The following is a 21,759-nucleotide window of genomic DNA, read 5'->3' on the forward strand; positions in this document are numbered from 1 at the left end:
CGGATTGTGAAAAATAGCGCCCCCCGGCCTTGCGGGGGGAGCCTCATCGCTTGCGCGGTGAGTACTTCAGCAGCCTGCTAGCCCTGAAAGCCTCGGCACAATGGGTATTGGAGGCGGATATCAAAGGATGCTTGGATCGCGCATGAGAATGCCCTTTGGTTCATGAGGAGTGTTCGAAGAGGTCGGGTTGCTCGCTGACAGCCTTGATGCGCAAGCCTTTTCGCCGTCCCTGGCACACCAGGACGGCATCGAGTTCGCCGCGCTTTACACGCTGCAACACAGTTTGGCGGGACACGCCGAGCAGCTTGGTTGCTTCCTGCATGACGACGTAGCCATCGGGGCTGTGCGCGACGAATTGCTGCCGCAGCGCATCGGTGATGCGGATGCGCCAGGGCGCACCGGGCGTGGTCTGTTCGCCGGCGATAAAGCCGTCGTTGACCCAACGGTGTAGTGTGGACGGCGCGGTACCCAACACGCGTGCGGCCTGGCGGATGCTGAGCAACTCGCCGTCAGGAAGCGCTGTGGGGCGCTCGAAACAAGGGATATGCCAATGGCGCCGCAAGTTGCCTACGAGGTTCTGGTTAAAGCGCAGACCGCGCGCTGTTACCCGGCCCTGTGTGTTGAGGATGCCGGCGATGGTGGCATCGGGATAGTGCTCGGCTAGACGGCGGACCAGGGCAATTGTGTCTTCGTCGGTGCGAATGGTCGCGGGCCGCGAGCGCGGCAAGGCGACCTCGCAGTCGGTAAGCTTGCCGCCGCGCCAACGCAGCTTCAGATGCGCCCGGAATTCTTCGCGATGGACGGTAATACTCACCTCCTCGAGCAGCGTGCGAAGCAATTGCTTCCTGTCGCGCAGTGTGAGGGTCGGTGCGTCCCACAACTGTTTGAGGTCTTTACCGATAGCAAGCAGACTCTTGCGCTGTTCAGTGCTCAGCGTGCATGGACGAAGCTGTTCACGCCGAGCAAGTTCTGCCTGAGCCTGTTCGAGCTCACGCAACTGCTGCTCCCACTGCGCTTCGAGACCGCGTGCCACCAGGCGGTTCTCGGGGTCGACGGCGTGGTACCGCCGTTCGGCGCGCTGTGCCTCGTAGTGGGCTCGTTCAACGTTCAGTCGCCACTGTGCAAGCGCCGCGTCGTGATCGGCCTCGAGGTGTTCGGCCGCACGCACGGCTGCTGCGATGCCGGCCGGCTCCACGGCTTGCAAAAAGGCCTGCGCAACGGCGGCATCGATTTGCAGGCCCCCAACATTGAGGCAGAAGACGCCGCGGCCATTCTCGATTCCCTTGTTGGAGCAATGGTACCCGGGCGTCTGATTGGTTCCGCGATAGTGCGTCTTGAGTCGCCGACCGCAGTGACCACAGCAGGCCAGGCCTTGCAGCAAGGCGGCGCCTTCTCTCACAGCGCCTCCGACCTGATGAGGCCGGGGCTTGGTATTGGCCCCCAGGCGCATTTGATTGGCTTCATAGGTCATCCAATCGAGATATCCTTCGTGGTGGTCCCGGATGAGCACGGCCCATTGCGACTGGGGCAGCCGGCGCAATCGGGTCTTGAGCACGCCATGTTCATCGACGTAGCGCTCTTGCCGGGTCTTGCCGTAGCAGTAGGCGCCAGCATAAACCGGATTGGTGAGGACATTGTAGATGGCGGTATAGGTCGGGGCGACCCAGCGGATCTGCGCGGTGTGATTGAGCTGCAGCGGGAATGACAGATTCTCGGCGCGGAACCACAGCCAGACGCGGCGGGCAGAGCCGAGCTCGCTAAAACGCTCGAACACGGTGCGCAGCGCACCGACGACGGCTTCATCCGGATGCAGCCTGACTTCGCCGTCGGCCTCACCCCACACCAGTCCGGTGGGCAGGCCGCGGCGCAACTCGCCGCGGGCAGCCTTGTTGCGGATGCCGCCGTCCAGACGCGCGCGTAGGATGTGCAGTTCGGCTTCGCTCATGGTGCCCTTCAGGCCGAGCAACAGGCGGTCGTTGAACAGCGCCGGGTTATACACGCCGTCAGCATCGCCGATGAGCGTATCGGTCATGCTGCACAGGTCCAGCAGGCGGTACCAGTCGGAATTATTGCGCGCCAGGCGGGAGACCTCCAATCCGAGAATAATGCCGACGTGCCCGAGCGCGACTTCGGCGGTCATGCGGGCGAACCCGCCACGGTGCGCGGCGCTGGCGCCCGAGAGGCCCAGATCCTCGTCGACCACGCTGACCTGCTGCGCGGGCCAACCGAGGGCGGTGGCTCGTTGTGCGAGCGCGTACTGGCGCTGCGTCGATTCGCGATTGTGCTCGACTTGGCTGGCGCTGGACTGACGGATGTAGACGAAGGCGGTGCGCTGCAAATGGCTGGGGCCGATCTTGTTGGAGGTGTCAATCATCATTGTTCTCCCGGGGCAGCGGGTTGTTGTAGCTCACGAGCTTCGCAATCGCCTGGGCGAGGCCGTTGATTACCGCCTCGCGTGTCGTTGGATCGAGTTGTTCCCACAGGCTGTCGTCGCCGGACGGCAGATCCGCAAGGGGTAGGTTCAGTTGCATCGTTGCTCTCCTGTTCCGTCTGGCGCAGCAAAGCGTCAATGATGAGGCGAGCGTGGAGCAGGTCGGCAAGCGAGCCCAGCGCATCGGATGTTGGGACGCTGGTACCTGTGGAAACGCTGCCGGAGGCGGCAGCGAAATCGGTCCAGTCGGCGGGAATCAGCCCACGTGATTGGTCGGGAAGCGTCAGCAGAAGGTGCAATCGGCCGGCCCGTTGCCGTCGGCTGATGACCTGGAGGCGCCGGCCCTCGAACGGGTGGCCGGATCGTGTGATGACAACAGATTCAGGAACGTGGTGGAGAGGGGTAGTCTGTGGTGGTTTCCTTTGATAGCATCGATCACGCCTTGCTGCTGAAGGCGGTGCGACATCACACTCAAGAACGCTGGGTGGTGATGTACATAGAACGCTGGCTGAAGGCGCCAGTGCAAATGCTGGATGGAACAATGGTGACGCGAACGCGGGGAACGCCCCAGGGCGGTGTCATCAGCCCGTTGTTGGCCAATCTGTTCCTGCACTACGTCTTTGACATGTGGATGCAGCGTCAGTTTGCCGGGGTACCCTTCGAAAGGTACGCCGATGATGTTGTATGCCATTGTCGTAGTCAATCGCAGGCCGAAGCACTGATTGGTGATTTGAGCCGGCGGTTCGCGCAATGTGGACTGGAATTGCATCCGCTGAAAACCCGAGTGGTCTACTGCAAGGATGCGGATCGGCGGGGGAACTACGCCGAAACGAGCTTTGACTTTCTGGGCTATACGTTTCGGCCTCGCCTGTCAAAGAATCGATGGGGTAAAACCTTCGTTAACTTCAGTCCGGCGATGAGTGCCAAGGCGGGGAAAGCGATACGTCAGGAGGTCAGGAGCTGGAATCTGCAGAATCGCAGTGACAAGTCCCTGTTCGACCTGGCGCATATGTTCAACGCCAAAATCAGAGGCTGGGTAAATTATTACGGTGCATTCTACAAATCCGCGCTGTACCCAACGCTGAGGCAGATTGATCGCAAACTCGTGTTGTGGCTAACTCGCAAACATAAGCGTCTTCAGGGGCATCGCCGACAAGCCAGTCACTGGCTAGCACGCGTAGCACGCAAAGAGATGCATCTGTTTGCACACTGGTCGCTGTTATGGGGACAGGCTTCAATGGGAAGAGCCGGATGAGCGGAGACGTTCACGTCCGGTTCCGTGAGCGCCTTGGGGGGAAGTTCCCCGGGGCGACTCGACTCGTAATCACCGGTAATACGCCGGAGGTGTTAGAAAACGAAGTGAAGCCGTGGGTGGAACAGTTCCTCGCTGTCAGGGGGCTGACACTATCAACGGAGAAAACGCGGATCGTAAATATCGCCGAAGGCTTTGATTTCCTTGGGTGGAATTTCCGGAAGTACTCGGGAAAACTGCTCATCAAGCCGAGCAAGAAAAACGCGCAAGCGTTCTACCGCAAGGTCAAAGGAGTCATCAGTGCCAAGAAGGGGGAAAGCAAGAGGATCTGATCCGACTGCTGAACCCGATGCTAAGGGGCTGGGCGCAATATCACAGCCCAGTGGTAGCAAAGGCAATGTTCACCAGAATGGAGCGCATGGTATTTCAGGCTCTGTGGCGGTGGGCAAAGCGGCGACATCGAGGAAAGAACGCCGAGTGGGTGCGGAAGCGGTATTTCGTGACCATCGGCAATCGGAACTGGGTGTTCGGTACCACAACAGTGGATAAGAGGGGTAATCCCTTCTGGCTGGAGTTATACCCGCTCGCGGGCACGCCGATCAGGAGGCACACGAAGGTCAAGGGGGAATACAACCCCTTTGATCCAGCTTGGGAAATGTATGGCGAAAAGCTGCGACAGGAGCGCATGCTGCAAAGCATGTCGCACCGCAAGCAGTGGATCAAGCTGTATATGTCCCAGCGGGGTTTATGTGCGCTGTGTCAGTGCAAGATGACCAAAGAGACGGGGTGGGATGATCACCACATCGTGCCGCGCGTTCTTGGCGGTTCCGATGCTCTAGGAAATCGTGTGCTGGTGCACCCGGGTTGCCATGTTCAAGTTCATCACCACGGCAGAACCGTTGTGAAGCCGGTGTTCGATTTATTCGATTCACTTTGTTGAGGCTTGAGCCGTATGCGGGGAAACCCGCACGTACGGTTCTTAGGGGGGAGTGTCACCAGCGATGGTATACTCCTACCCTCCCGAGGAGCGTTGCAACGGATGGAGGCCTGCGAAGCACATCGCGCGGCCGGCGGCACAGCCGCCCCATGCCATCCGCCAGGCTCGGACTGTCTTCAACGGCGCTCGCTGATCCGTGGTCCGCACGGAGGCGAGTCGACCTATCCGCGAGCTTCGCATGTGCCCTTGCGCCATGCCACAGCTGCCAGATTCCCCGTACTCGTCACCTGCGTGCCACTCTTCACCGGGAGTGAAACATGAACGCTGTGACCGACCTGAAGCAAGACTACCTCGTCGCCGACATCAACCTGGCCGGCTGGGGCCGCAAGGAAATCGCCATTGCCGAGACCGAAATGCCCGGCCTGATGGCGATCCGCGACGAATTCGCCGCCGCGCAGCCGCTCAAGGGCGCGCGCATCGCCGGCTCGCTGCACATGACGATCCAGACCGCCGTGCTGATCGAGACGCTCAAGGCACTGGGCGCCGACGTGCGCTGGGCCTCGTGCAACATCTACTCGACCCAGGACCACGCCGCTGCCGCGATCGCCGCCGGCGGCACGCCCGTGTTCGCCTTCAAGGGCGAATCGCTGAAGGAATACTGGGACTTCACGCACCGCATCTTCGACTGGTCGGACGGCGGCACCCCCAACATGATCCTGGACGACGGCGGCGACGCCACGCTGCTGCTGCACCTGGGTGCGCGCGCCGAGAAGGACGCGTCGCTCATCGCCAAGCCGGGCAGCGAGGAAGAGACCTACCTGTTCGCCGCCATCAAGGAAAAGCTGGCCAAGGATCCGAGCTGGTACAGCCGCAACCTGGAGGCCATCCGCGGCGTGACCGAGGAAACCACCACCGGCGTGCACCGCCTGTACCAGATGGCTCAAAAGGGTGAGCTCCGTTTTCCGGCCATCAACGTCAACGACTCGGTGACCAAGAGCAAGTTCGACAACCTGTATGGTTGCCGTGAGTCGCTGGTGGACGGCATCAAGCGCGCCACCGACGTGATGATCGCCGGCAAGGTGGCCATCGTGGCCGGCTACGGCGACGTGGGCAAGGGCAGCGCACAAGCGCTGCGCGCGCTGTCGGCGCAGGTGTGGGTGACCGAGATCGACCCGATCTGCGCGCTGCAGGCCGCGATGGAAGGCTACCGCGTGGTGACCATGGACTACGCCGCGGAGCATGGCGATATCTTCGTCACCTGCACCGGCAACTACCATGTCATCACCCATGACCACATGGCCAAAATGAAGGACCAGGCCATCGTCTGCAATATCGGCCACTTCGACAACGAGATCGACATCGCCTCGATCGAGAAGTACGAATGGGATGAGATCAAGCCGCAGGTCGATCACGTCAAGTTCCCGGACGGCAAGAAGCTGATCATCCTGGCCAAGGGCCGCCTGGTGAACCTGGGCTGCGCCACCGGCCACCCGTCGTACGTGATGAGCAGCTCGTTCGCCAACCAGACCATCGCCCAGATCGAACTCTGGCAGGAACGCGACAGCGGCAAGTATCCGGTCGGCGTCTACACGCTGCCCAAGCACCTGGACGAGAAGGTGGCGCGCCTGCAGCTGCGCAAGCTGAACGCGCAGCTGACCGAACTGACCGAACAGCAGGCCGCGTACATCGGCGTGAAGAAGGAAGGTCCGTACAAGGCCGACCACTACCGCTACTGATCCGCGCAGGAAGGCAGGGCTCCCCCTCCCGCTTGCGGGAGAGGGGGAGAAACCAAATTCAAGGAGCCGTCATGAGACTACTGGTCGTCTGGGTCATCAACGCCGTTGCGCTGTTCGTGTTGCCGTACCTCATCTCGTCGATCCACATCAAGAGCTTCGGCTCGGCGATGCTGGCGGCGCTGGTGCTGGGCCTGGTCAATACGCTGATCCGTCCGATCCTGGTGATCCTGACGCTGCCGGTCACGCTGCTGACGCTGGGGCTGTTTATCTTCGTCATCAACGCGCTGCTGTTCCTGTTTGTCGGCAACCTGCTGTCGGGCTTTACCGTCGGCGGCTTCTGGGCGGCCCTGCTGGGCTCCATCCTGTACAGCGTGATCTCGTGGCTGCTGGCCAGCCTGCTGCTGGGCGAACGCACCGCCTGAGGCGGCCTGCACTGACACGAATCCCATACCGCGCGCCGCGCCAACGCGGCGCGCCACCATCATGCAAGACCGCTACTTCAGCTTTGAATTCTTCCCGCCCAAGACGGCGGAGGGCACGGAGAAACTGCGCAACACGCGTGCGCAGCTGGCCCCGCTCAAGCCCAAGTACATCTCGGTGACGTTCGGCGCCGGCGGCACCACGCAGCAGGGCACGCTGGACGCGGTGCTGGAAATCCAGCGCGAAGGCATCGAGGCCGCGCCGCACCTGTCGTGCGTGGGCTCGTCGCGCGACAGCATCCGCGCCGTCCTGCAGCAGTACCGCGACGGCGGCATCCGCCATATCGTCGCGCTGCGCGGCGACATGCCCTCGGGCATGGGCGAGATAGGCGAGTTCCGCTACGCCAACGAACTGGTCGAGTTCATCCGTGCCGAGACCGGCGACTGGTTCAATATCGAAGTCGCGGCCTATCCTGAGTACCACCCGCAGGCCAAGTCTCCGCGCCACGATCTCGAGAATTTCGTGCGCAAGGTCAAGGCCGGCGCCAACTCGGCGATCACGCAGTATTTCTACAACGCTGACGCCTACTTCCGCTTTGTCGATGACGTGCGCGCGACGGGCCTCGAGGTGCCGATCGTGCCGGGCATCATGCCGATCACCAACTACACGCAGCTGATGCGCTTCTCCGAGTCGTGCGGGGCCGAAGTGCCGCGCTGGGTGGCCAAGCGGCTGGAGAGCTTCGGCGACGACCGCGAATCGATCCGCGCCTTTGGCCTGGACGTGGTCACTGCCCTGTGCGAGCGGCTGCTGGCCGCGGGCGTGCCGGGGCTGCATTTCTATACGCTCAATGCGGCTGGCGCGACCAAGGCGATCTGGCAGCGCCTGAAGCTGTAACGCCCGCCCATGGCCACGCGCCGCCCCGATCCCTTCATCGAACATCTGCTCGAGCTGATGGGGCCGCTGGCGGCGCGCATCGGCCCTGTCAGCGCCAGGCGCATGTTTGGCGGCCATGGCCTGTTCTATGACGGGCTGATGTTTGCGCTGGTGTCGGGCGGCACCTGCTACCTGAAGGCCGATGACGCCACGCGCGGCAAGTTCGAGGCCGAGGGCAGCGAGCCCTTCCGCTACCAGTCGGCAAAGCGCGAGGTCACCATGCGCCACTACCTGAGCCTGCCGCCGGCGGCGCTGGAATCGCCCGGCGCGATGACGCCCTGGGCGAAGCTGGCGGTGGAGGCGGCGCTGCGGCTGGGGAATGCGGGCTGAGGCAAGGTCCCGCTATCGCGCCGATCTGCCGACAGTGCCATACTCGGCACCATGGTCACCGCCACCTTCCGCTTCTACGAGGAACTGAACGACTTTCTCGCGCCGGACCAGCGCCGGCGTGACCTGTCCTGCGCCTGCGCGCGCGCCGCCACGGTCAAGCACATGATCGAGGCGCTGGGCGTGCCGCATACCGAAGTCGAGCTGATCCTGGTCAATGGCGAATCGTCCGGCTTCGAGCGGCAGCTGTGCGATGGCGACCGGGTCTCGGTCTATCCCAAGTTCGAACGGCTCGACGTGTCCCCGCTGCTGCGGGTACGCGAGCAGCCGCTGCGGGTGATGCGCTTTGTCGCCGACGCGCACCTGGGCGGCCTGGCGCACCTGCTGCGCATGACCGGCTTCGACACCCTCTACGACAACCATTTCGAAGACAGCGAGATCGAGCGCATCGCCGTCGACCAGGGCCGCGTGGTGCTGACGCGCGACCGCGAGCTGCTCAAGCGCCGCGGCATCACCCACGGCTGCTATGTGCGCGCGATCAAGTCGCAACTGCAGGTGCGGGAGATCTTTGCGCGGCTGGACCTGGCGCGCAGCGCACGGCCGTTCTCGCTGTGCCTGGACTGCAACGCGCCGCTGCGCGCGCTGGATGCGGCCGGCGCGGCCGGGCGCGTGCCGGAGGGGGTGCTCGAGCGCCATCGCAGCTTTGTTACCTGCGACCAGTGCCGGCGCGTGTTTTGGGAGGGCTCGCACTGGCGCTGCATGCGTGCGCTGGTGGATGAGCTGGTGCGGGGCGCCGCCGAGGCCGGGCCGGGTTAGTGTCCTTTTCCGCAAAAACGGAACAGGACACTAGAACTGGCCGGATTCCGTAACGATCCAGTCCATGGCAATGTCATGCGGCTGCGCCTGCAACGGTAGCCGGCAGCTTTCGTAGCCAATGCCGATCGCTACTGGCCGCTGCGCCATGGCCGCCAGCGTGCGGTCGTAGAAGCCACCGCCGTAGCCCAGGCGGAACTTGTCCGGGCTGAAACCGACACAGGGTATGAGCAGCGCATCGGGCGTCACGGCCTCGGTGCCGTCCGGCACCGGGATGCCGTAGTGGCCGGTGGCCATGGGCGTGTCCGGTGTCCACAGGTGGAAATCCAGCGGCGCGCCCGGCCGGCTGACCGACGGCAGCGCGGCGCTGCGGCCAGGCATGGCGGCGAGCCAGCGGCCGACCGCGTCGCGCGCATCGAACTCCTGCTGGATCGGCCAGTAGAAACCCAGGCAGCGCACGGCCAGTCCGGCCAGCAATCCGGACAGCGCGGCGGCGATGCGTGCGTCGGCTTCGGCGCGTGCGGGGAGGGCGGCGCGCTGCGCCAGCAACTGCGTGCGCAGTGCACGACGGTCGTCGGCGGCGGGGTTGGGTGCGGTCGTGGCAGGAGTGGATGACATGGCGTGGGATAATGCCCCTCGTCCGAACCAAACACGGACGGCGGAGCCGCGGCTGGGCACAAGGTTGCAGGCGCCGGCGCCGCCGTCATCGACAAGGAAGCAAAGAATGCTGAAGGGAGTATATCTGCAGCGTGCCGGCCGGGCCGCCTGGATCGCGCTGGCATGTGCACTGCTTGTCACGCCCGTTCACGCGCAGAAGCGCCCGCAGGCGGTGTCGCGCCCGCAGGCGGCGGTGATTCCGAGCGATCCCGACGAGGCCTTCGCCGCGCTGCGCGAAGCCGCGCGCAAGAACGACGTGGAGCGCGCCTACGCGATCTCGGCCACGCTGGTGGACTATCCGGTCCCGTCCTATGTCGAGTACTTCCGCATCAAGCCGCAGCTGTTCGACGCCAGCGGCCTGGCGCGCATCGACGCGCCCGACGACCAGGTGCGCGCATTCCTGCAGCGCTATAAGGGTGATGCCATTGCCGACCGCATGCGCAATGACTGGCTGCTGGTGCTGGGCAAGAAGCGCGACTGGGCCAATTTCGATGTCGAGTATCCGCAATTCGCGCTCAAGGACGATACCCAGGTCGAGTGCTATGCGCTGCTGTCGCGCGCGCTCAAGGGCCAGAACGTGGCCGCGGATGCGCGCAATGTGCTGAGCGACCCCAAATACTACGGCGAAGGCTGTGTCGACCTGATCGGCTACCTGGCGCAAAGCCAGCAGATCCAGCGCAGTGATGTCGCCTACCAGGCGCGTCTGGCGCTGGAACAGAACTTTGTCACGCTGGCCGGCAAGATCGCCGCGCTGGTGCCCGACGCGCGCGCGGATGGCGATACGCTGGCCACTGTCGTCAAGATGGCGCGCAACGACCCGTCGCAGGCAGCCGCCTACCTCGGCACGGCCCAGGGTACGCTGTCGCGCGACGAGCAGGGCGCGGCCTGGGGCGTGATCGGCCAGTTCGCGGCCAAGAAGCTGCTGCCCGATGCGGCCGGCTACTACCGCCGCCAGATGGACCTGGGCGGCAACCAGTGGCTCTCCGACGACACGCAGGAATGGCGCGTGCGCGCCGCGCTGCGCCAGGGCGACTGGAAGCAGGTGCGCCAGGCGGTGGAGCTGATGCGCCCCGAACTGCGCGCCAAGGACCCGGCCTGGATCTACTGGTATGGCCGCGCGCTCAAGGCCGACGGCCGCGACACCGAGGCCCAGCAGAACTTCCAGCAGATCGCCGGCCAGTTCAACTTCTACGGCCAGCTGGCCAGCGAAGAGCTGGGCAACCGCATCACGCTGCCGGCGCGCACCACCGTCAGCGACGCCGAGGCCATGGCCATGCGCACGCGCGCCGGTTTTCAGCGGGCGCAGAAATTCTATGCGATGAACCTGCGCTTCGAAGGCAACCGCGAGTGGAACTGGGAACTGCGCAATATGAGCGACCGCGAGCTGCTGGCCGCGGCCGAGTATGCGCGCCGCCTGGAACTGCTGGACCGCACCGTCAACTCCGCCGACCGCACCCGCAACGAACATGACTTCACGCTGCGTTTCCTGATGCCGTACCGCGACATCATGCAGCGCGCCACCGACGATGTCGGCCTGGACATGGCGTGGGTCTACGGCCTGATCCGCCAGGAATCGCGCTTCCTCATGAACGCGCGCTCGTCGGCGGGCGCACATGGCCTGATGCAGGTGATGCCGGCCACGGCCAAGTACGTCGCGCGCAAGATCGGCATGGCCGACTTTTCGCCGTCGATGATGGCCGATCCCAATATCAATATCCTGCTTGGCACCAACTACCTGAACATGGTCCTGACCGACCTGGACAGCTCGTGGACGCTGGCTTCGGCTGCGTACAACGCCGGCCCGGGCCGGCCCAAGGCCTGGCGCAGCACGCTGGCGCGGCCGGTGGAAGGCGCGATCTTTGCAGAGACCATTCCGTTCAATGAAACGCGCGGCTATGTGAAGAATGTGCTTTCCAACGCCACGTACTATGCTGCATTGATGAGTGGCCGGCCGCAGTCGCTGAAATCGCGCCTGGGCATGGTCGCGCCGTCGGCGGTGACCACTACCAGCCTGCCCTGAAGTTGCCCCTGCGGGGGCAGGCAGGACGGGCCCTGCCGGGACGATCCGGCGGGCCCGGGCTGGCGCAGGGTGCCGCGGCGTGCAGTTTTCTTGGCACGGAGGCATCATGCAGACCAGCAACGTCCTCGTCATCGGTGGTGCCGGCTTTATCGGCAGCCACCTCGTCTCGCGCCTGGCCGGGGCTGCCTCGGCCTCCGGCGCGCCGCTGGAACCCGGCGCCAACCCCGATTCCCCCATCGCCCCGGACCGCATCGTAGTCGGCACGCGCAATATCGAGCACGCGCAGCACCTGCTGCTGTTGCCGCGCGTGGAAGTGGTGGAGCTGGGCCTGGCCGACAATGCCGCGCTGGATGACGCCATCGGCTCGCTGGGCGTGGATGGCATCGTCGTCAACCTGGTGGGCGTGCTGCACGGCGAGCGCGCCGACCCCTACGGCGAAGCCTTTGCCAGTGCGCATGTGGAGATGGTGCGGCAGATCGCGGCGTCGTGCCTGTCCACCGGCGTGCGCCGGCTGTTGCATATGAGCGCGCTGGGCGCGGACAGCAACGGGCCGTCGATGTACCTGCGCAGCAAGGGCGACGGCGAGCGCGTGGTGCGCGCCAGCGGGCTGGATTGGACCATCTTCCGGCCCTCGGTGGTGTTCGGCCCCGACGACCATTTCCTGAACCTGTTCGCCCACATGCAACAGATGGCCCCGGTGGTGCCGCTGGCGTGCGCGCATGCGCGCTTCCAGCCGGTATTCGTGCAGGATGTGGTGCAGGCCTACCTGAATGCCATGGTGAACCCGGCCACGATCGGCCACGGCTATGAGCTGGGCGGCCCGCAGGTCTATACGCTGGAAGAGCTGGTGCGCTTTGCCGGGCGCGCGTCCGGGCATCCGCGCCCGGTGATCGCGCTGCCCGATGCGCTGGCACGGGTGCAGGCCAGCATCATGGAGCATATGCCGGGCGAACCGCTGCTGTCGCGCGACAACCTCGACTCGATGCAGCTCGACAATGTGCTGGAACACCCGGTCGCACCCGAACTGAACCTGCATCCGGCCAGCCTGGAGTCGATCATGACCGACGCGCTGGCCGGGCGCAACCGCGATACCACGCTGACCCATATGCGCGCGAGCGTGCACCGCTGACGGGGCCGGCGGCCGGTGCGCCCTATGTGACCGGATTTCATATCGGTTGCTAGCGCAATTCACTTTGACGCGGACGGCCGCGCTGGCAGAATGACCAGTCCGGCGCGCGGCCGCCATGCCGTCCTGCAGGCGGCAGGCGCCGCGCCTGCGCCGTCTCCCTCCGTTTCCTCCCCCAAGGACCCACGATGAAGCTCGTCATCGGCAACAAGAACTATTCCTCCTGGTCGCTGCGTCCGTGGCTGTTGCTGCGCCAGGCCGGCATTGATTTCGAAGAAGTGCAGGTGCGCCTGTTCACCGGCAGCTTTGCCGCCGAGATCGCGCGCTACTCGCCCGCGGGCAAGGTACCGGCGCTGGTCGATGGCGAGGTCACGGTGTGGGATTCGCTGGCGATCTCCGAATACCTGGCCGAGCGCTTCCCGGAAAAGCACCTGTGGCCGGCCGACCGTGCCCAGCGCGCGGTGGCGCGCGCGGTCTGCGCCGAGATGCATTCGGGCTTCGGCAACCTGCGCAACCAGTTGCCGATGAACGTGACCGCGGTGCTGCCCGGGCGCGGCTGGAACGTGGCCGTGCAGCGCGACGTGGAGCGCATCGCCGCGATCTGGGAAGGGCTGCGCCAGCAGCACGGCGCGAACGGGCCGTTCCTGTTCGGCGAGTTCACTGTGGCCGACGCGTTCTTTGCGCCGGTGGTGAGCCGCTTTGCCACCTACGGCATCCACCTGCCCGATGAAGCCGGGGACGCCAAGGCCTATGCGGACTTCATGCTGGCGCTGCCGGCAATGCAGGAATGGATTGCCGGCGCACGCGAGGAACGCGACTTCCTGGCCGACGACGAACCCTACCGGCTGGCCCCGGATCGTCCCGATGCGATAATCATCAACCACTAGTCCACTAGCAATACCGCCGGCGCCGGGCACCTGCCCGGCGCCGGCCCATGACGAGGCCACAACGATGCAGGTGTATGCCGTCGGCGGCGCGATCCGCGACGAACTGCTGGGCAAGCCCAGCCAGGACCGCGACTACGTGGTCGTTGGCGCGACCCCGGCGCAGATGGAGGCCGCGGGCTTTCGCCCGGTGGGCAAGGATTTCCCGGTGTTCCTGCATCCGCGCACCAAAGAGGAATACGCGCTGGCCCGCACCGAACGCAAGACGGCGATGGGCTACAAGGGCTTTGCCTTTTATTGCGAGCCCGATGTCACGCTGGAAGACGACCTGGTGCGGCGCGACCTCACCATCAACGCGATGGCGCGCGCGGTCGGTGCCGACGGTAACCTGACCGGCCCGGTCATCGATCCGCACGGCGGCCAGCGCGACCTGGCCGCGCGCCTGTTCCGGCATGTCTCCGATGCTTTTGCCGAAGACCCGGTGCGCATCCTGCGCGTGGCCCGCTTTGCCGCGCGCTTCGATGAATTCGGCGTCGCCGCCGAGACCATGCGGCTGATGCGCGAGATGGTCGCCGCCGGCGAGGTCGACGCGCTGGTGCCCGAGCGCGTCTGGCAGGAGCTGGCGCGCGGGCTGATGGAAGCGAAGCCGTCGCGCATGTTCGAAGTGCTGCGCGAATGCGGCGCGCTGGCGCGGCTGCTGCCCGAGTTGGAGCGCCTGTGGGGCGTGCCCCAGCGCGCCGACTACCATCCGGAAATCGATACCGGCGTGCACGTAATGATGGTGATCGATCAGGCCGCCGCCATGGGCGCGCCGCTCACGGTGCGCTTTGCCGCGCTGGTGCATGACCTGGGCAAGGGCACCACGCCCGCGGACGTGCTGCCGCGCCATATCGGCCACGAAACGCGCAGCGCGCAGCTGCTCGAAGACGTCTGCGCGCGCCTGCGCGTGCCCAATGAGTGCCGCGACCTGGCGCTGGTGGTGGCGCGCGAGCACGGCAATATCCACCGTTCGCTCGAATTCAGCGCCGCGGCGGTGATGCGCCTGCTCGAGCGCTGCGATGCGCTGCGCAAGGCGGCACGCTTCGCCGAGGCGCTGCAGGCCTGCGAGGCCGACCTGCGCGGGCGCAAGGGCTTCGAAGCGAGCCCCTACCCGCAGGCGGCGCGCCTGCTGGCGGCGCTGGAGGCTGCGGCGGGCGTCGATGCCGGCGCCATCGCGCGTGCCTGCGGCGATGACGTGGGCCAGATCCGCGATCGCGTCCATGCCGCGCGCGTGGCGGCGGTGGCGGCGCGCATCGGCGGTTGAGCGTAGCGCACCGGACGCACTGGACTCGTCAGCGCGCAAGACACTAGCGGTAGACCAGCACCGGGATCTGCGTGTGCGTGAGGACCCTCTGCGTCTCGCTGCCGATCACCAGTGCCTGCACCCCACGCCGCCCGTGCGAGGCCATCACGATCAGGTCGCACTTCCTCGCCTCGGCCTCGTCGATGATGGCCTGGAAGATGTGGTCGCCGGTGGGGCAGGCGGTTTCGCACGGCACGCCCGCCGCGGCGGCCTCCTGCGCGATCGTTGCCAGGTAGGCCTCGGCCTGCCGGTAGGCTTCCTGCATGAAGCGTTGCCGGGTTTCCTGGAGCATGGCGGTCTGCAGGCGCATCACGTCATAGTGCGCGACGACCTGGATCGCGGTAAGGCGGGCCTGTATCGAGCTGGCCAGCTCGATGGCTTTGCGGTAGGCCGTATCGGACAGGTCCGAGCCGTCGACCGCCACGAGCAGATGCTTGAACATTTTGGTCTCCTTGTAAGTCGGCGCCGCACCGCAGCAGTAGCTCAGGCGCCAAGAAATAGCCGGCCGACCTCCGGGTCCCGGCCCAGTTCGCCACCGGTGCCGGCCATGGCCAGTTGCCCGGCCACCAGGACATAGCCGAGGTCGGCGAAAGCAAGCCCTTTGCGGGCGTTCTGCTCGACCAGGATGATGGTCTTGCCCTCATCCTGCTGCAGCTGGCGCAGGTGTTCGAACACCAGGTCGACATAGCGCGGCTCCAGCCCGATCGAGGGCTCGTCCACCAGCAGCACGGCAGGATCCATCATCAGCGCGCGCGAGATTTCCAGCAGCCTGCGCTCGCCGCCGGAGAGCACGCTGGCGCGCTGGCCGCGCCGTTGCGCGAGCGCGCCATGGCGCTGGAAGATGCGCTCGGCCGCAGCCCTGGCATCGCGCGGGTGCGGCATCAGGTACCCGCCCATCAGCAGGTTTTCTTCCACCGTCATGTCAGGGAAGATCGAACCCTCCTGCAGCACATAGGCCATGCCTGCCTGCCGCAGCTTCTGCTCGGCACGCAGGTGGTTGACCGGCGCGCCGGCCACGGTGATGGTCCCTGACATGACCCGGGCCAGGCCGTAGATGGCGCGCAGCACGGTGGACTTGCCCGCGCCGTTCGGGCCGATCAGGCACAGCGAACCGCCGCGCGCCACGCGCAGGCTGAAGCCGTGCACGATCTCCATGGCGCCATAGCCGGCGACCAGGTTGTCCACGGCGACCATCGGGGTGCCGCCGGCTAGTTGCTCGAGTTGCTCGATCGTTGGCCGGGGGCGCGAGAGCGCTGCGGCGAGCGTGGCGGCAGGCGCGTGGACAGCCGGCTGGGCCGCGGTGTGCGCGCTGATCATGGCTGTCCTCCCAGGTAGGCCTCGATCACCGCGGGGTTGGCCGTGATCTGCGCTGGCGATCCCTGCGCCAGCACCTCGCCATGCGCCAGGCAATAGATGTGGCCAGCCAGCTGCATCATCACCCGCATATTGTGTTCGATCACCAGCAGGGTGATGCCGAGCCGTGCGTTGATGTCCCTGAGCAGCGCGATCAGGCTGTCGATCATCACCGGGTTCACGCCGGCGGTCGGCTCGTCGAGCAGCAGCAGCCTGGGCTCGTTCATCAGGGCCATGCAGATCTCGAGCAGCTTCTGCTGCCCGAACGAGAGGTCGGCTCCGCGCTGGTCCGCGTGGTCCTGCAGCCCGGCCATGCGCAGGATCTGGCGGGCCTGTTCTGCCACCGCCGGTGCCTGCCGCGTGCACATGGCGGCGAGTCCTTCATGCACATGGGGCACGCTGACCAGCAGGTTCTGCAGGCAGCTCATCTTGCCGAACACCCGCGTCTGCTGGAAGGTGCGCACCAGGCCCAGGCGGGCGATCTCGGGGACGCGCAGCCGCGAGATCTCGCGCCCGTCGAACGCGATCGATCCGCCGTCGATCGGGTGGTAGCCGACGATCGAATTGAACAGGGTCGTTTTGCCCGAACCGTTCGGCCCGATCAGGCCGACGATGCTGCCGAGCGGCACCTGCAGGGAGATGTCATGGTTGGCGACGACGCCGCCAAAGCGCTTGGTGACGCCGCGCACCGCAAGCAGGTCGTTCATGACGTGGGACTCCCCGTCATGTGGCGGCGGTTGGCACTGTAGTCGCGCAGCCAGCCCATGATGCCGGTCGGGAACAGCACCACGATCAGCACGATCAGCACGCCCAGCGCAACGCGCTGCCAGTTCAGCAGGTAGGTCCAGAACAGCTCCTGGGTCAGATGGAACAGCGCGGCGCCGATCACCGGCCCCCACAGCGTGCCCTTGCCGCCCAGGATTGCCATCACCACCATCCACACGCCGAAGGTGGCGCCGGCAAAGGCCAGTTCGCGCGGATCGATGAAGCCCACCAGGTTGCCCGTCAGGGCGCCCGCCATGCCGAGGAAGACGGCGCACACGCACCACGCCAGGATCTTGTAGCGCGTGGTGTGCAGGCCGAGCGCCTCGGCCTTGTCCTCGTCGTCGCGGATGGCATTGAGCGCAAGACCGAATGGGCGTGCATAGAGCCAACGCAGCGACAGCAGGGTCACCACCGCCAGCACCAGCATCGCGTAGTAGAAGAACGGCTCGCGGCTGCCGGCAGCACCCGGGAACAGTGGCAGCGTCATGCCCGATCCCGCGCCGATGAAATCCCAGCCGGCGGCGGCATCGGCGCAGGCAATGCCCAGGCCCAGCGTGCCGATGGCGAAGTAGTGCCCGCGCAAGCCCAGTATGGCCGGACCAAGCGCCAGCGCCGCCGCCATGGCCGCCAGCGCCGCCAGGCCGGTACCCGCCGCCAGGCCGGCGAAGTAGCCCAGCCCGAAATCGCGCTGCACCACCGCGCAGACATAGGCGCCCACGCCGAAGAACACGATGTTGCCGAAGGAGTTGTAGCCCATCTGCCCGCCCATCACGTCCCACGTCAGCGCGAACAGCACCATCAGCCAGAGAAAGGTCAGTTGCGTGGTGATGCCGGCGAACAGCCACGGCGCGATCAGCGCGCCCAGGCTGCCCGCAAGCAGCGCCAGCCAGGCCACCGCGGAGGTGGCCGGGAGATCCGATGCGGACCGGCGCGCGCCGCGCAGATGCGGGTTCATCGCAGGTAGGCGCGCCGCCGGCGCAGCATCAGGTTGCGGCTTACCAGGATCACCACCAGCAGCGCGTAGAGGAAGGCGGTCTGGTATTCGGTGCCGAGCAGGAAGCCGGCATAGTTCTCGGCAATGCCCAGCCCGCCGCCGGCGCCGAGCACCGGCAGCATGCTGCCCAGCCCGGCCACCACCACGATCATGAAGGCGCGCACGGTATAGGGCAGGCCCAGGTAGGGGTGGATGATCCAGGTCATTGCCACCAGCCCGCCCGCCGCGCCGCAGATGGCGGCGTTGAGCGCGAAGGTCGAGGCGTAGATGCGATCGGCGTCCACCCCCAGCACACGGGCAGCGCGCGCGTTCTGGGCGGTCGCCCGGATCGCCTGGCCGCGGCGCGAATGCCTGAGGAACAGCATCAGGCCGGCGCCCAGCGCCAGCGCTGCGGCGAACGCCGCCAGCTTGATCTTCGGCACCACCAGTCCGGCCGGCAGCATCAGGCTGCCCAGCCCCGCATCGACCGTGCGCACATTGGCGCCGAAGGCCAGGTTGGCGAGCTGCTGCAGCACGATGCTCAGGCCGAAGGTGGCCAGCACCGAGACAAAGAGATCGCGCTCGACCAGGCGGAAGATGACGATGCGATAGAGACCCCAGCCCACGCAGTACATCACCGCCGCGGCAACCGGCACCGCCAGCATCGGGGGCACGCCCTTGCCAACCAGCCAGATCACGATATAGCCGCCCAGCATCACCAGCTCGCCCTGGGCTATGTTGATGAGATTCATCACGCCCCATACCAGCGCCATGCCGTAGGCCGCCAGCGCAAAGATCGCGCCGGCCAGCAGGCCATCCACCACGAGCTGCAGGTTCAGCTCGGGACTCTGGAAGAGGACCGCGAGATTGCTCATCTGCGTCAGGCCGCGCAGCAGCCCCCTATTTGCGCCGCGCCCAGGCAGGTGCCGGATAGATGACCTTCGACGACGCCCACTTGCCCGGCGCGACCACCTTGAACTTGCCGTCCTGTACCTGGTACAGCACCATCGACTTGGCGATATTCTTGCCGCTCTGGTCGAACCTGAGCGGGCCGTAGAACGTCATCAGGTCGGTTTTTGCCAGGGCATCGCGGACCTTCTCCGTATCGAACGAGCCAGCACGCTCGAAGGCGTCGGCGAATGCCAGCACCGCGGCGGTGGACTCGGCCGCCTGGTATGGCGCCTCGTAGTGGTACTCCTTCTCGAAGCGCTGCGCGTACTGGTCAGCCGTGCCGAACCAGCGGTCCTTGTAGCCAAGCGTGCGGTCCCATTGCGAGCCGCACACCGCGAATTCGGCGCTCTTGCCGAATTTCTCGATGACCTGCGCGGAGTCGCAATGGGTCAGCGCCAGCATCGGCACGTCGATACGCATCTCCGCTACCTGCCGCACCGCCAGCGCCGCGCCCTTTTCATGGCCGGATACCACCAGGATGTCCGGCTTGAGCGCCTTCACCTTGGCCAGCGTGGCCGACATGTCGTTCAGCTCGGGCGGCAGCTTGTCGTCGATCACCACCTGCATGCCCAGGCGTTTCGCATCCTCTTCCACGCCGTCGCGCACGTCCTGCGAGAAGTTGTCGTTCTCGATGGCGATGGCCACCTTGAGGCTCTTCGGCGACTTGCCTGCCCGCTGCGCTTCTTCGGCGGCGAGCTGGATGGCCGAGCGCAGGTAGTAGTCGGAGGTGTTGAGCACCGCGAACATGTAGCGGTAGCCCTGCGTGAACAGGTTGCGGTCCGCGCCGTTGCCCTCGACCATCGGAATCTTGTACTTTTCCGTGACCGGGGCGATCGCCTTGGTGAGCCCCGAACTGTAGGGCCCCAGAACGTACTTGACGCCGTCCTGGTTGATCAGCCGTTCGGCCAGCTGTGCGCCGCGGGCCGAGGTGGATTCGTCGTCGTAGTAGAGGACCTTCAACTGATAGGCCTTGCCGCCAACCTTGACGCCGCCCATCTCATTGACGCGTTTCACAGCAAGGTTGTAGCCGTCCTGGGTGTTCTTGCCATTGGTGGAGTACTTGCCGGTCAGCGAGACCGCGGCACCGAGGACGATGGCGTCGCCCTCCACCTTGGCGGCGGCGGGGACCGACACGGCCAGGCCAAGACCGGCCAGGGCGCAGACGGCGGCATGGCGCAAATGGATAGCGGGCCTGGGATCGCCTGGCGAGCTTCGTGTCGATGCGTTTTTCATGGCACCTCCTCACTCTCTCCAACGTAGGACTCATTTCTGAAAGCGGAAGTGCCCGTATGTCACGGGTCCATCACTCCATGAGGTGTTCCCGGGATTCCCTATTCATGAAATGAGGCCTACGCTTGAGGTGATCAGGCAGATCGTTGCTCGACCGGGATGGGAGCCGACCGCTTTCTCGCATGAGGAGATAGCCATGGCCAAGACAGCGCATCCAGGTGGTACCCACGTGGCAGTCGCCACCAGCCCCAATACGAATACCAATACCGGCAGGCGCGGATTCATCCGGGCCACTGGCGCCGTCGGGCTTGCCGCCGGCCTCGGACCTTTCGTGATCCCGCGCTATGCCCATGCGGCAAAGCACACGCTCAAGATCCTGCAGTGGAACCACTTCGTGCCGGGCTACGACAAGTGGTTCGACGACACCTATGTGAGGGAGTGGGGCCAGAAGAACGACACCGAGGTGGTGGTCGATCACGTCGGCATCCCGGCGCTGGCCACGCGCGCGGCGGCCGAAGTATCGGCGCAGAAGGGGCACGACCTGTTCATGTTCCTGTCGCCGCCGCCGGTCTACGAGGAGCAGGTGATCGACCATCGCGAGCTCTACGAGGAATGCCAGCGCAAGCATGGCAAGCCGATGGAGCTGGCGATCAAGAGCACGTACAACCCGAAGACAAAGAAGTACTACGGCTTCTCTGACAGCTTCGTGCCGGACCCGATCAACTTCCGCAAGGACCTCTGGGACGAGGTCGGCATGAAGCCGCCGGACACCTGGCTGGACGTACTTGCCGCCGGCCGCAAGATCAAGGCCAAGAGCGGCATCCCGGTCGGCGTGGGGTTGTCCGCGGAACTCGACACCGCGATGGCGATGCGCGCGATCCTGTATGCCTTCGGCGGCTCGGTGCAGGACGACCGGCACACCGTGGTGCTGAACTCGAAGAACACCGTCGAAGCGGTGAAGTTCGTCAAGGCGCTCTACCAGGAGGCCATGACGCCGGATGTGCTGGCATGGGACCCGTCGTCCAACAACCGCGCCATGCTGGCCGGCAAGATCTCGCTCTGCCTGAACGCCATCTCCATCACCCGCGAGGCCGAGAACAAGAACCTGCCGATCGCGCGCGACATCTGGCTCACGCAGGCGCTGCAGGGGCCGGTGCGGCGCATCGCACTGGAACACGTGATGGACTGCTACGTGATCTGGAAATTCGCCGAGAACATCGCCGGCGCGAAGAAGTTCCTGGTCGACTATATCGACAACTTCCGGCAGGGCTTCCTGGGCAGCGAGTTCTACAACTTCCCCTGCTTCCCCAGCACCGTGCCCGACCTGCAGAAGCTGATCGCCGACGACCAGAAGGCCATGCCGCGCGACAAGTACAAGGTTCTCGGCGCGCTGATGAACCAGGCGACCAATGTCGGCTACCCCGGCTACGCCAACGCGGCCGTCGACGAGATCTTCAATACCTGGGTCCTCAATACCATGTTCGCCAAGGCGGCCACGGGCGACGAGACGCCGGAGAACGCGGTCCGGATCGCCGATGCCGCGTGCAAGCGCATTTTCTCCAAGTGGCGCGACAAGGGCATGGTGTAGCGCGCGGCTGGATATGGGGAT

Annotated in this window: 20 protein-coding genes, 2 pseudogenes and 1 riboswitch; of the genes and pseudogenes, 12 read left to right on the forward strand and 10 right to left on the reverse strand. The window is 65.5% G+C overall.

Annotated features, from left to right (window positions below):
- Nucleotides 1-160 precede the first annotated feature (160 nt).
- The 3 genes and pseudogenes from AC07UK_RS37555 to AC07UK_RS37565 all read right to left on the reverse strand — a co-directional run.
- Nucleotides 161-2,377 (reverse strand): recombinase family protein, encoded by a 2,217-nt coding sequence (locus tag AC07UK_RS37555; RefSeq protein ID WP_439670904.1) that lies wholly within the window; start codon nucleotides 2,375-2,377, stop codon nucleotides 161-163.
- Complete coding sequence (locus tag AC07UK_RS37560; protein ID WP_234824885.1) at nucleotides 2,367-2,531, reverse strand: DUF2264 domain-containing protein; 165 nt, start codon at nucleotides 2,529-2,531, stop codon at nucleotides 2,367-2,369. Before AC07UK_RS37560 ends, AC07UK_RS37555 begins: the two co-directional genes overlap by 11 nt.
- Nucleotides 2,532-2,595: 64 nt before the next feature.
- Nucleotides 2,596-2,952 (reverse strand): annotated as a pseudogene (locus tag AC07UK_RS37565) (DUF5372 family protein); the annotation flags it as partial.
- Between AC07UK_RS37565 and AC07UK_RS37570 the strand changes: the two are divergent.
- The 7 genes and pseudogenes from AC07UK_RS37570 to AC07UK_RS37600 all read left to right on the forward strand — a co-directional run bounded on the left by AC07UK_RS37570 (nucleotide 2,844) and on the right by AC07UK_RS37600 (nucleotide 8,852).
- Nucleotides 2,844-3,686, forward strand: a complete 843-nt coding sequence (locus tag AC07UK_RS37570) for a reverse transcriptase domain-containing protein (RefSeq protein ID WP_494693919.1) — start codon at nucleotides 2,844-2,846, stop codon at nucleotides 3,684-3,686. The pseudogene AC07UK_RS37565 and the gene AC07UK_RS37570 sit on opposite strands and share 109 nt — an antisense overlap.
- A gap of 53 nt (nucleotides 3,687-3,739) precedes the next feature.
- A pseudogene (locus tag AC07UK_RS37575) lies at nucleotides 3,740-4,623 on the forward strand (group II intron maturase-specific domain-containing protein); the annotation flags it as partial.
- A gap of 76 nt (nucleotides 4,624-4,699) precedes the next feature.
- Nucleotides 4,700-4,815, forward strand: a riboswitch (S-adenosyl-L-homocysteine riboswitch).
- Nucleotides 4,816-4,937: 122 nt separating this feature from the next.
- Entirely contained in the window at nucleotides 4,938-6,356 is a 1,419-nt protein-coding gene (ahcY, locus tag AC07UK_RS37580; protein WP_010813332.1) for an adenosylhomocysteinase, read from the forward strand.
- Between the two features lie 71 nt (nucleotides 6,357-6,427).
- Complete coding sequence (locus AC07UK_RS37585; RefSeq protein ID WP_013955325.1) at nucleotides 6,428-6,778, forward strand: phage holin family protein; 351 nt, start codon at nucleotides 6,428-6,430, stop codon at nucleotides 6,776-6,778.
- Nucleotides 6,779-6,839: 61 nt separating this feature from the next.
- The gene (gene metF, locus AC07UK_RS37590; protein WP_436220660.1) at nucleotides 6,840-7,670 is read left to right on the forward strand and encodes a methylenetetrahydrofolate reductase [NAD(P)H]; all 831 of its coding nucleotides are present in this window, start codon (nucleotides 6,840-6,842) and stop codon (nucleotides 7,668-7,670) included.
- A 9-nt stretch (nucleotides 7,671-7,679) separates the two neighbouring features.
- Nucleotides 7,680-8,039 (forward strand): TfoX/Sxy family protein, encoded by a 360-nt coding sequence (locus AC07UK_RS37595; protein ID WP_013955327.1) that lies wholly within the window; start codon nucleotides 7,680-7,682, stop codon nucleotides 8,037-8,039.
- A 51-nt stretch (nucleotides 8,040-8,090) separates the two neighbouring features.
- Nucleotides 8,091-8,852 (forward strand): Mut7-C RNAse domain-containing protein, encoded by a 762-nt coding sequence (locus AC07UK_RS37600; protein ID WP_436220662.1) that lies wholly within the window; start codon nucleotides 8,091-8,093, stop codon nucleotides 8,850-8,852.
- Between the two features lie 30 nt (nucleotides 8,853-8,882).
- Here AC07UK_RS37600 and AC07UK_RS37605 read toward each other — a convergent pair whose 3' ends face one another.
- Nucleotides 8,883-9,467, reverse strand: a complete 585-nt coding sequence (locus tag AC07UK_RS37605; RefSeq protein ID WP_494688196.1) for a 5-formyltetrahydrofolate cyclo-ligase — start codon at nucleotides 9,465-9,467, stop codon at nucleotides 8,883-8,885.
- Nucleotides 9,468-9,573: 106 nt separating this feature from the next.
- Here AC07UK_RS37605 and AC07UK_RS37610 point away from each other — a divergent pair, with 106 nt between their 5' ends.
- The 4 genes from AC07UK_RS37610 to AC07UK_RS37625 all read left to right on the forward strand — a co-directional run bounded on the left by AC07UK_RS37610 (nucleotide 9,574) and on the right by AC07UK_RS37625 (nucleotide 14,839).
- Entirely contained in the window at nucleotides 9,574-11,526 is a 1,953-nt protein-coding gene (locus AC07UK_RS37610) for a lytic transglycosylase domain-containing protein (protein WP_436220664.1), read from the forward strand.
- 106 nt (nucleotides 11,527-11,632) lie between these two features.
- Entirely contained in the window at nucleotides 11,633-12,655 is a 1,023-nt protein-coding gene (locus AC07UK_RS37615; protein ID WP_153954929.1) for a complex I NDUFA9 subunit family protein, read from the forward strand.
- Between the two features lie 185 nt (nucleotides 12,656-12,840).
- Nucleotides 12,841-13,539, forward strand: a complete 699-nt coding sequence (locus tag AC07UK_RS37620; protein WP_436220665.1) for a glutathione S-transferase family protein — start codon at nucleotides 12,841-12,843, stop codon at nucleotides 13,537-13,539.
- Between the two features lie 64 nt (nucleotides 13,540-13,603).
- A complete protein-coding gene (locus AC07UK_RS37625) occupies nucleotides 13,604-14,839 on the forward strand; it encodes a multifunctional CCA addition/repair protein (protein ID WP_436220666.1) in 1,236 nt (411 codons plus the stop codon).
- Nucleotides 14,840-14,882: 43 nt separating this feature from the next.
- Here the strand turns inward: AC07UK_RS37625 and AC07UK_RS37630 are convergent, their stop codons facing one another.
- The 6 genes from AC07UK_RS37630 to AC07UK_RS37655 are packed head-to-tail and all read right to left on the reverse strand — an operon-like array spanning nucleotide 14,883 to nucleotide 20,153.
- Entirely contained in the window at nucleotides 14,883-15,320 is a 438-nt protein-coding gene (locus AC07UK_RS37630) for a universal stress protein (RefSeq protein WP_436220667.1), read from the reverse strand.
- Nucleotides 15,321-15,361: 41 nt separating this feature from the next.
- Nucleotides 15,362-16,195 (reverse strand): ABC transporter ATP-binding protein, encoded by an 834-nt coding sequence (locus tag AC07UK_RS37635; protein WP_494688195.1) that lies wholly within the window; start codon nucleotides 16,193-16,195, stop codon nucleotides 15,362-15,364.
- Entirely contained in the window at nucleotides 16,192-16,938 is a 747-nt protein-coding gene (locus AC07UK_RS37640; protein ID WP_494688194.1) for an ABC transporter ATP-binding protein, read from the reverse strand. Before AC07UK_RS37640 ends, AC07UK_RS37635 begins: the two co-directional genes overlap by 4 nt.
- Nucleotides 16,935-17,951, reverse strand: coding sequence for a branched-chain amino acid ABC transporter permease (locus AC07UK_RS37645; protein ID WP_494688193.1), 1,017 nt, complete (start codon nucleotides 17,949-17,951; stop codon nucleotides 16,935-16,937). The genes AC07UK_RS37640 and AC07UK_RS37645 overlap by 4 nt, the downstream gene beginning before the upstream one ends.
- The gene (locus AC07UK_RS37650; RefSeq protein ID WP_436220671.1) at nucleotides 17,948-18,844 is read right to left on the reverse strand and encodes a branched-chain amino acid ABC transporter permease; all 897 of its coding nucleotides are present in this window, start codon (nucleotides 18,842-18,844) and stop codon (nucleotides 17,948-17,950) included. Before AC07UK_RS37650 ends, AC07UK_RS37645 begins: the two co-directional genes overlap by 4 nt.
- Before the next feature lie 25 nt (nucleotides 18,845-18,869).
- Nucleotides 18,870-20,153 carry an amino acid ABC transporter substrate-binding protein gene (locus tag AC07UK_RS37655; RefSeq protein WP_494688192.1) on the reverse strand — a complete coding sequence of 428 codons (1,284 nt, stop codon included), beginning with the start codon at nucleotides 20,151-20,153 and terminating at the stop codon, nucleotides 18,870-18,872.
- 193 nt (nucleotides 20,154-20,346) lie between these two features.
- Here AC07UK_RS37655 and AC07UK_RS37660 point away from each other — a divergent pair, with 193 nt between their 5' ends.
- Nucleotides 20,347-21,738: an ABC transporter substrate-binding protein gene (locus AC07UK_RS37660; RefSeq protein ID WP_494688191.1), complete on the forward strand. Its 1,392-nt coding sequence runs from the start codon at nucleotides 20,347-20,349 to the stop codon at nucleotides 21,736-21,738.
- Nucleotides 21,739-21,759 lie beyond the last annotated feature (21 nt).

Source organism: Cupriavidus sp. GW821-FHT07C08, assembly GCF_059419025.1.

Excerpts from the sequence above, each read along its gene's own strand:
- AC07UK_RS37555 (WP_439670904.1), bottom strand. The coding sequence starts at position 2,377 with ATGATGATTGACACCTCCAACAAGATCGGCCCCAGCCATTTGCAGCGC.
- AC07UK_RS37560 (WP_234824885.1), bottom strand. The coding sequence starts at position 2,531 with ATGCAACTGAACCTACCCCTTGCGGATCTGCCGTCCGGCGACGACAGC.
- ahcY (WP_010813332.1), top strand. The coding sequence starts at position 4,938 with ATGAACGCTGTGACCGACCTGAAGCAAGACTACCTCGTCGCCGACATC.
- AC07UK_RS37585 (WP_013955325.1), top strand. The coding sequence starts at position 6,428 with ATGAGACTACTGGTCGTCTGGGTCATCAACGCCGTTGCGCTGTTCGTG.
- metF (WP_436220660.1), top strand. The coding sequence starts at position 6,840 with ATGCAAGACCGCTACTTCAGCTTTGAATTCTTCCCGCCCAAGACGGCG.
- AC07UK_RS37595 (WP_013955327.1), top strand. The coding sequence starts at position 7,680 with ATGGCCACGCGCCGCCCCGATCCCTTCATCGAACATCTGCTCGAGCTG.
- AC07UK_RS37600 (WP_436220662.1), top strand. The coding sequence starts at position 8,091 with ATGGTCACCGCCACCTTCCGCTTCTACGAGGAACTGAACGACTTTCTC.
- AC07UK_RS37605 (WP_494688196.1), bottom strand. The coding sequence starts at position 9,467 with ATGTCATCCACTCCTGCCACGACCGCACCCAACCCCGCCGCCGACGAC.
- AC07UK_RS37610 (WP_436220664.1), top strand. The coding sequence starts at position 9,574 with ATGCTGAAGGGAGTATATCTGCAGCGTGCCGGCCGGGCCGCCTGGATC.
- AC07UK_RS37615 (WP_153954929.1), top strand. The coding sequence starts at position 11,633 with ATGCAGACCAGCAACGTCCTCGTCATCGGTGGTGCCGGCTTTATCGGC.
- AC07UK_RS37620 (WP_436220665.1), top strand. The coding sequence starts at position 12,841 with ATGAAGCTCGTCATCGGCAACAAGAACTATTCCTCCTGGTCGCTGCGT.
- AC07UK_RS37625 (WP_436220666.1), top strand. The coding sequence starts at position 13,604 with ATGCAGGTGTATGCCGTCGGCGGCGCGATCCGCGACGAACTGCTGGGC.
- AC07UK_RS37630 (WP_436220667.1), bottom strand. The coding sequence starts at position 15,320 with ATGTTCAAGCATCTGCTCGTGGCGGTCGACGGCTCGGACCTGTCCGAT.
- AC07UK_RS37635 (WP_494688195.1), bottom strand. The coding sequence starts at position 16,195 with ATGATCAGCGCGCACACCGCGGCCCAGCCGGCTGTCCACGCGCCTGCC.
- AC07UK_RS37640 (WP_494688194.1), bottom strand. The coding sequence starts at position 16,938 with ATGAACGACCTGCTTGCGGTGCGCGGCGTCACCAAGCGCTTTGGCGGC.
- AC07UK_RS37645 (WP_494688193.1), bottom strand. The coding sequence starts at position 17,951 with ATGAACCCGCATCTGCGCGGCGCGCGCCGGTCCGCATCGGATCTCCCG.
- AC07UK_RS37650 (WP_436220671.1), bottom strand. The coding sequence starts at position 18,844 with ATGAGCAATCTCGCGGTCCTCTTCCAGAGTCCCGAGCTGAACCTGCAG.
- AC07UK_RS37655 (WP_494688192.1), bottom strand. The coding sequence starts at position 20,153 with ATGAAAAACGCATCGACACGAAGCTCGCCAGGCGATCCCAGGCCCGCT.
- AC07UK_RS37660 (WP_494688191.1), top strand. The coding sequence starts at position 20,347 with ATGGCCAAGACAGCGCATCCAGGTGGTACCCACGTGGCAGTCGCCACC.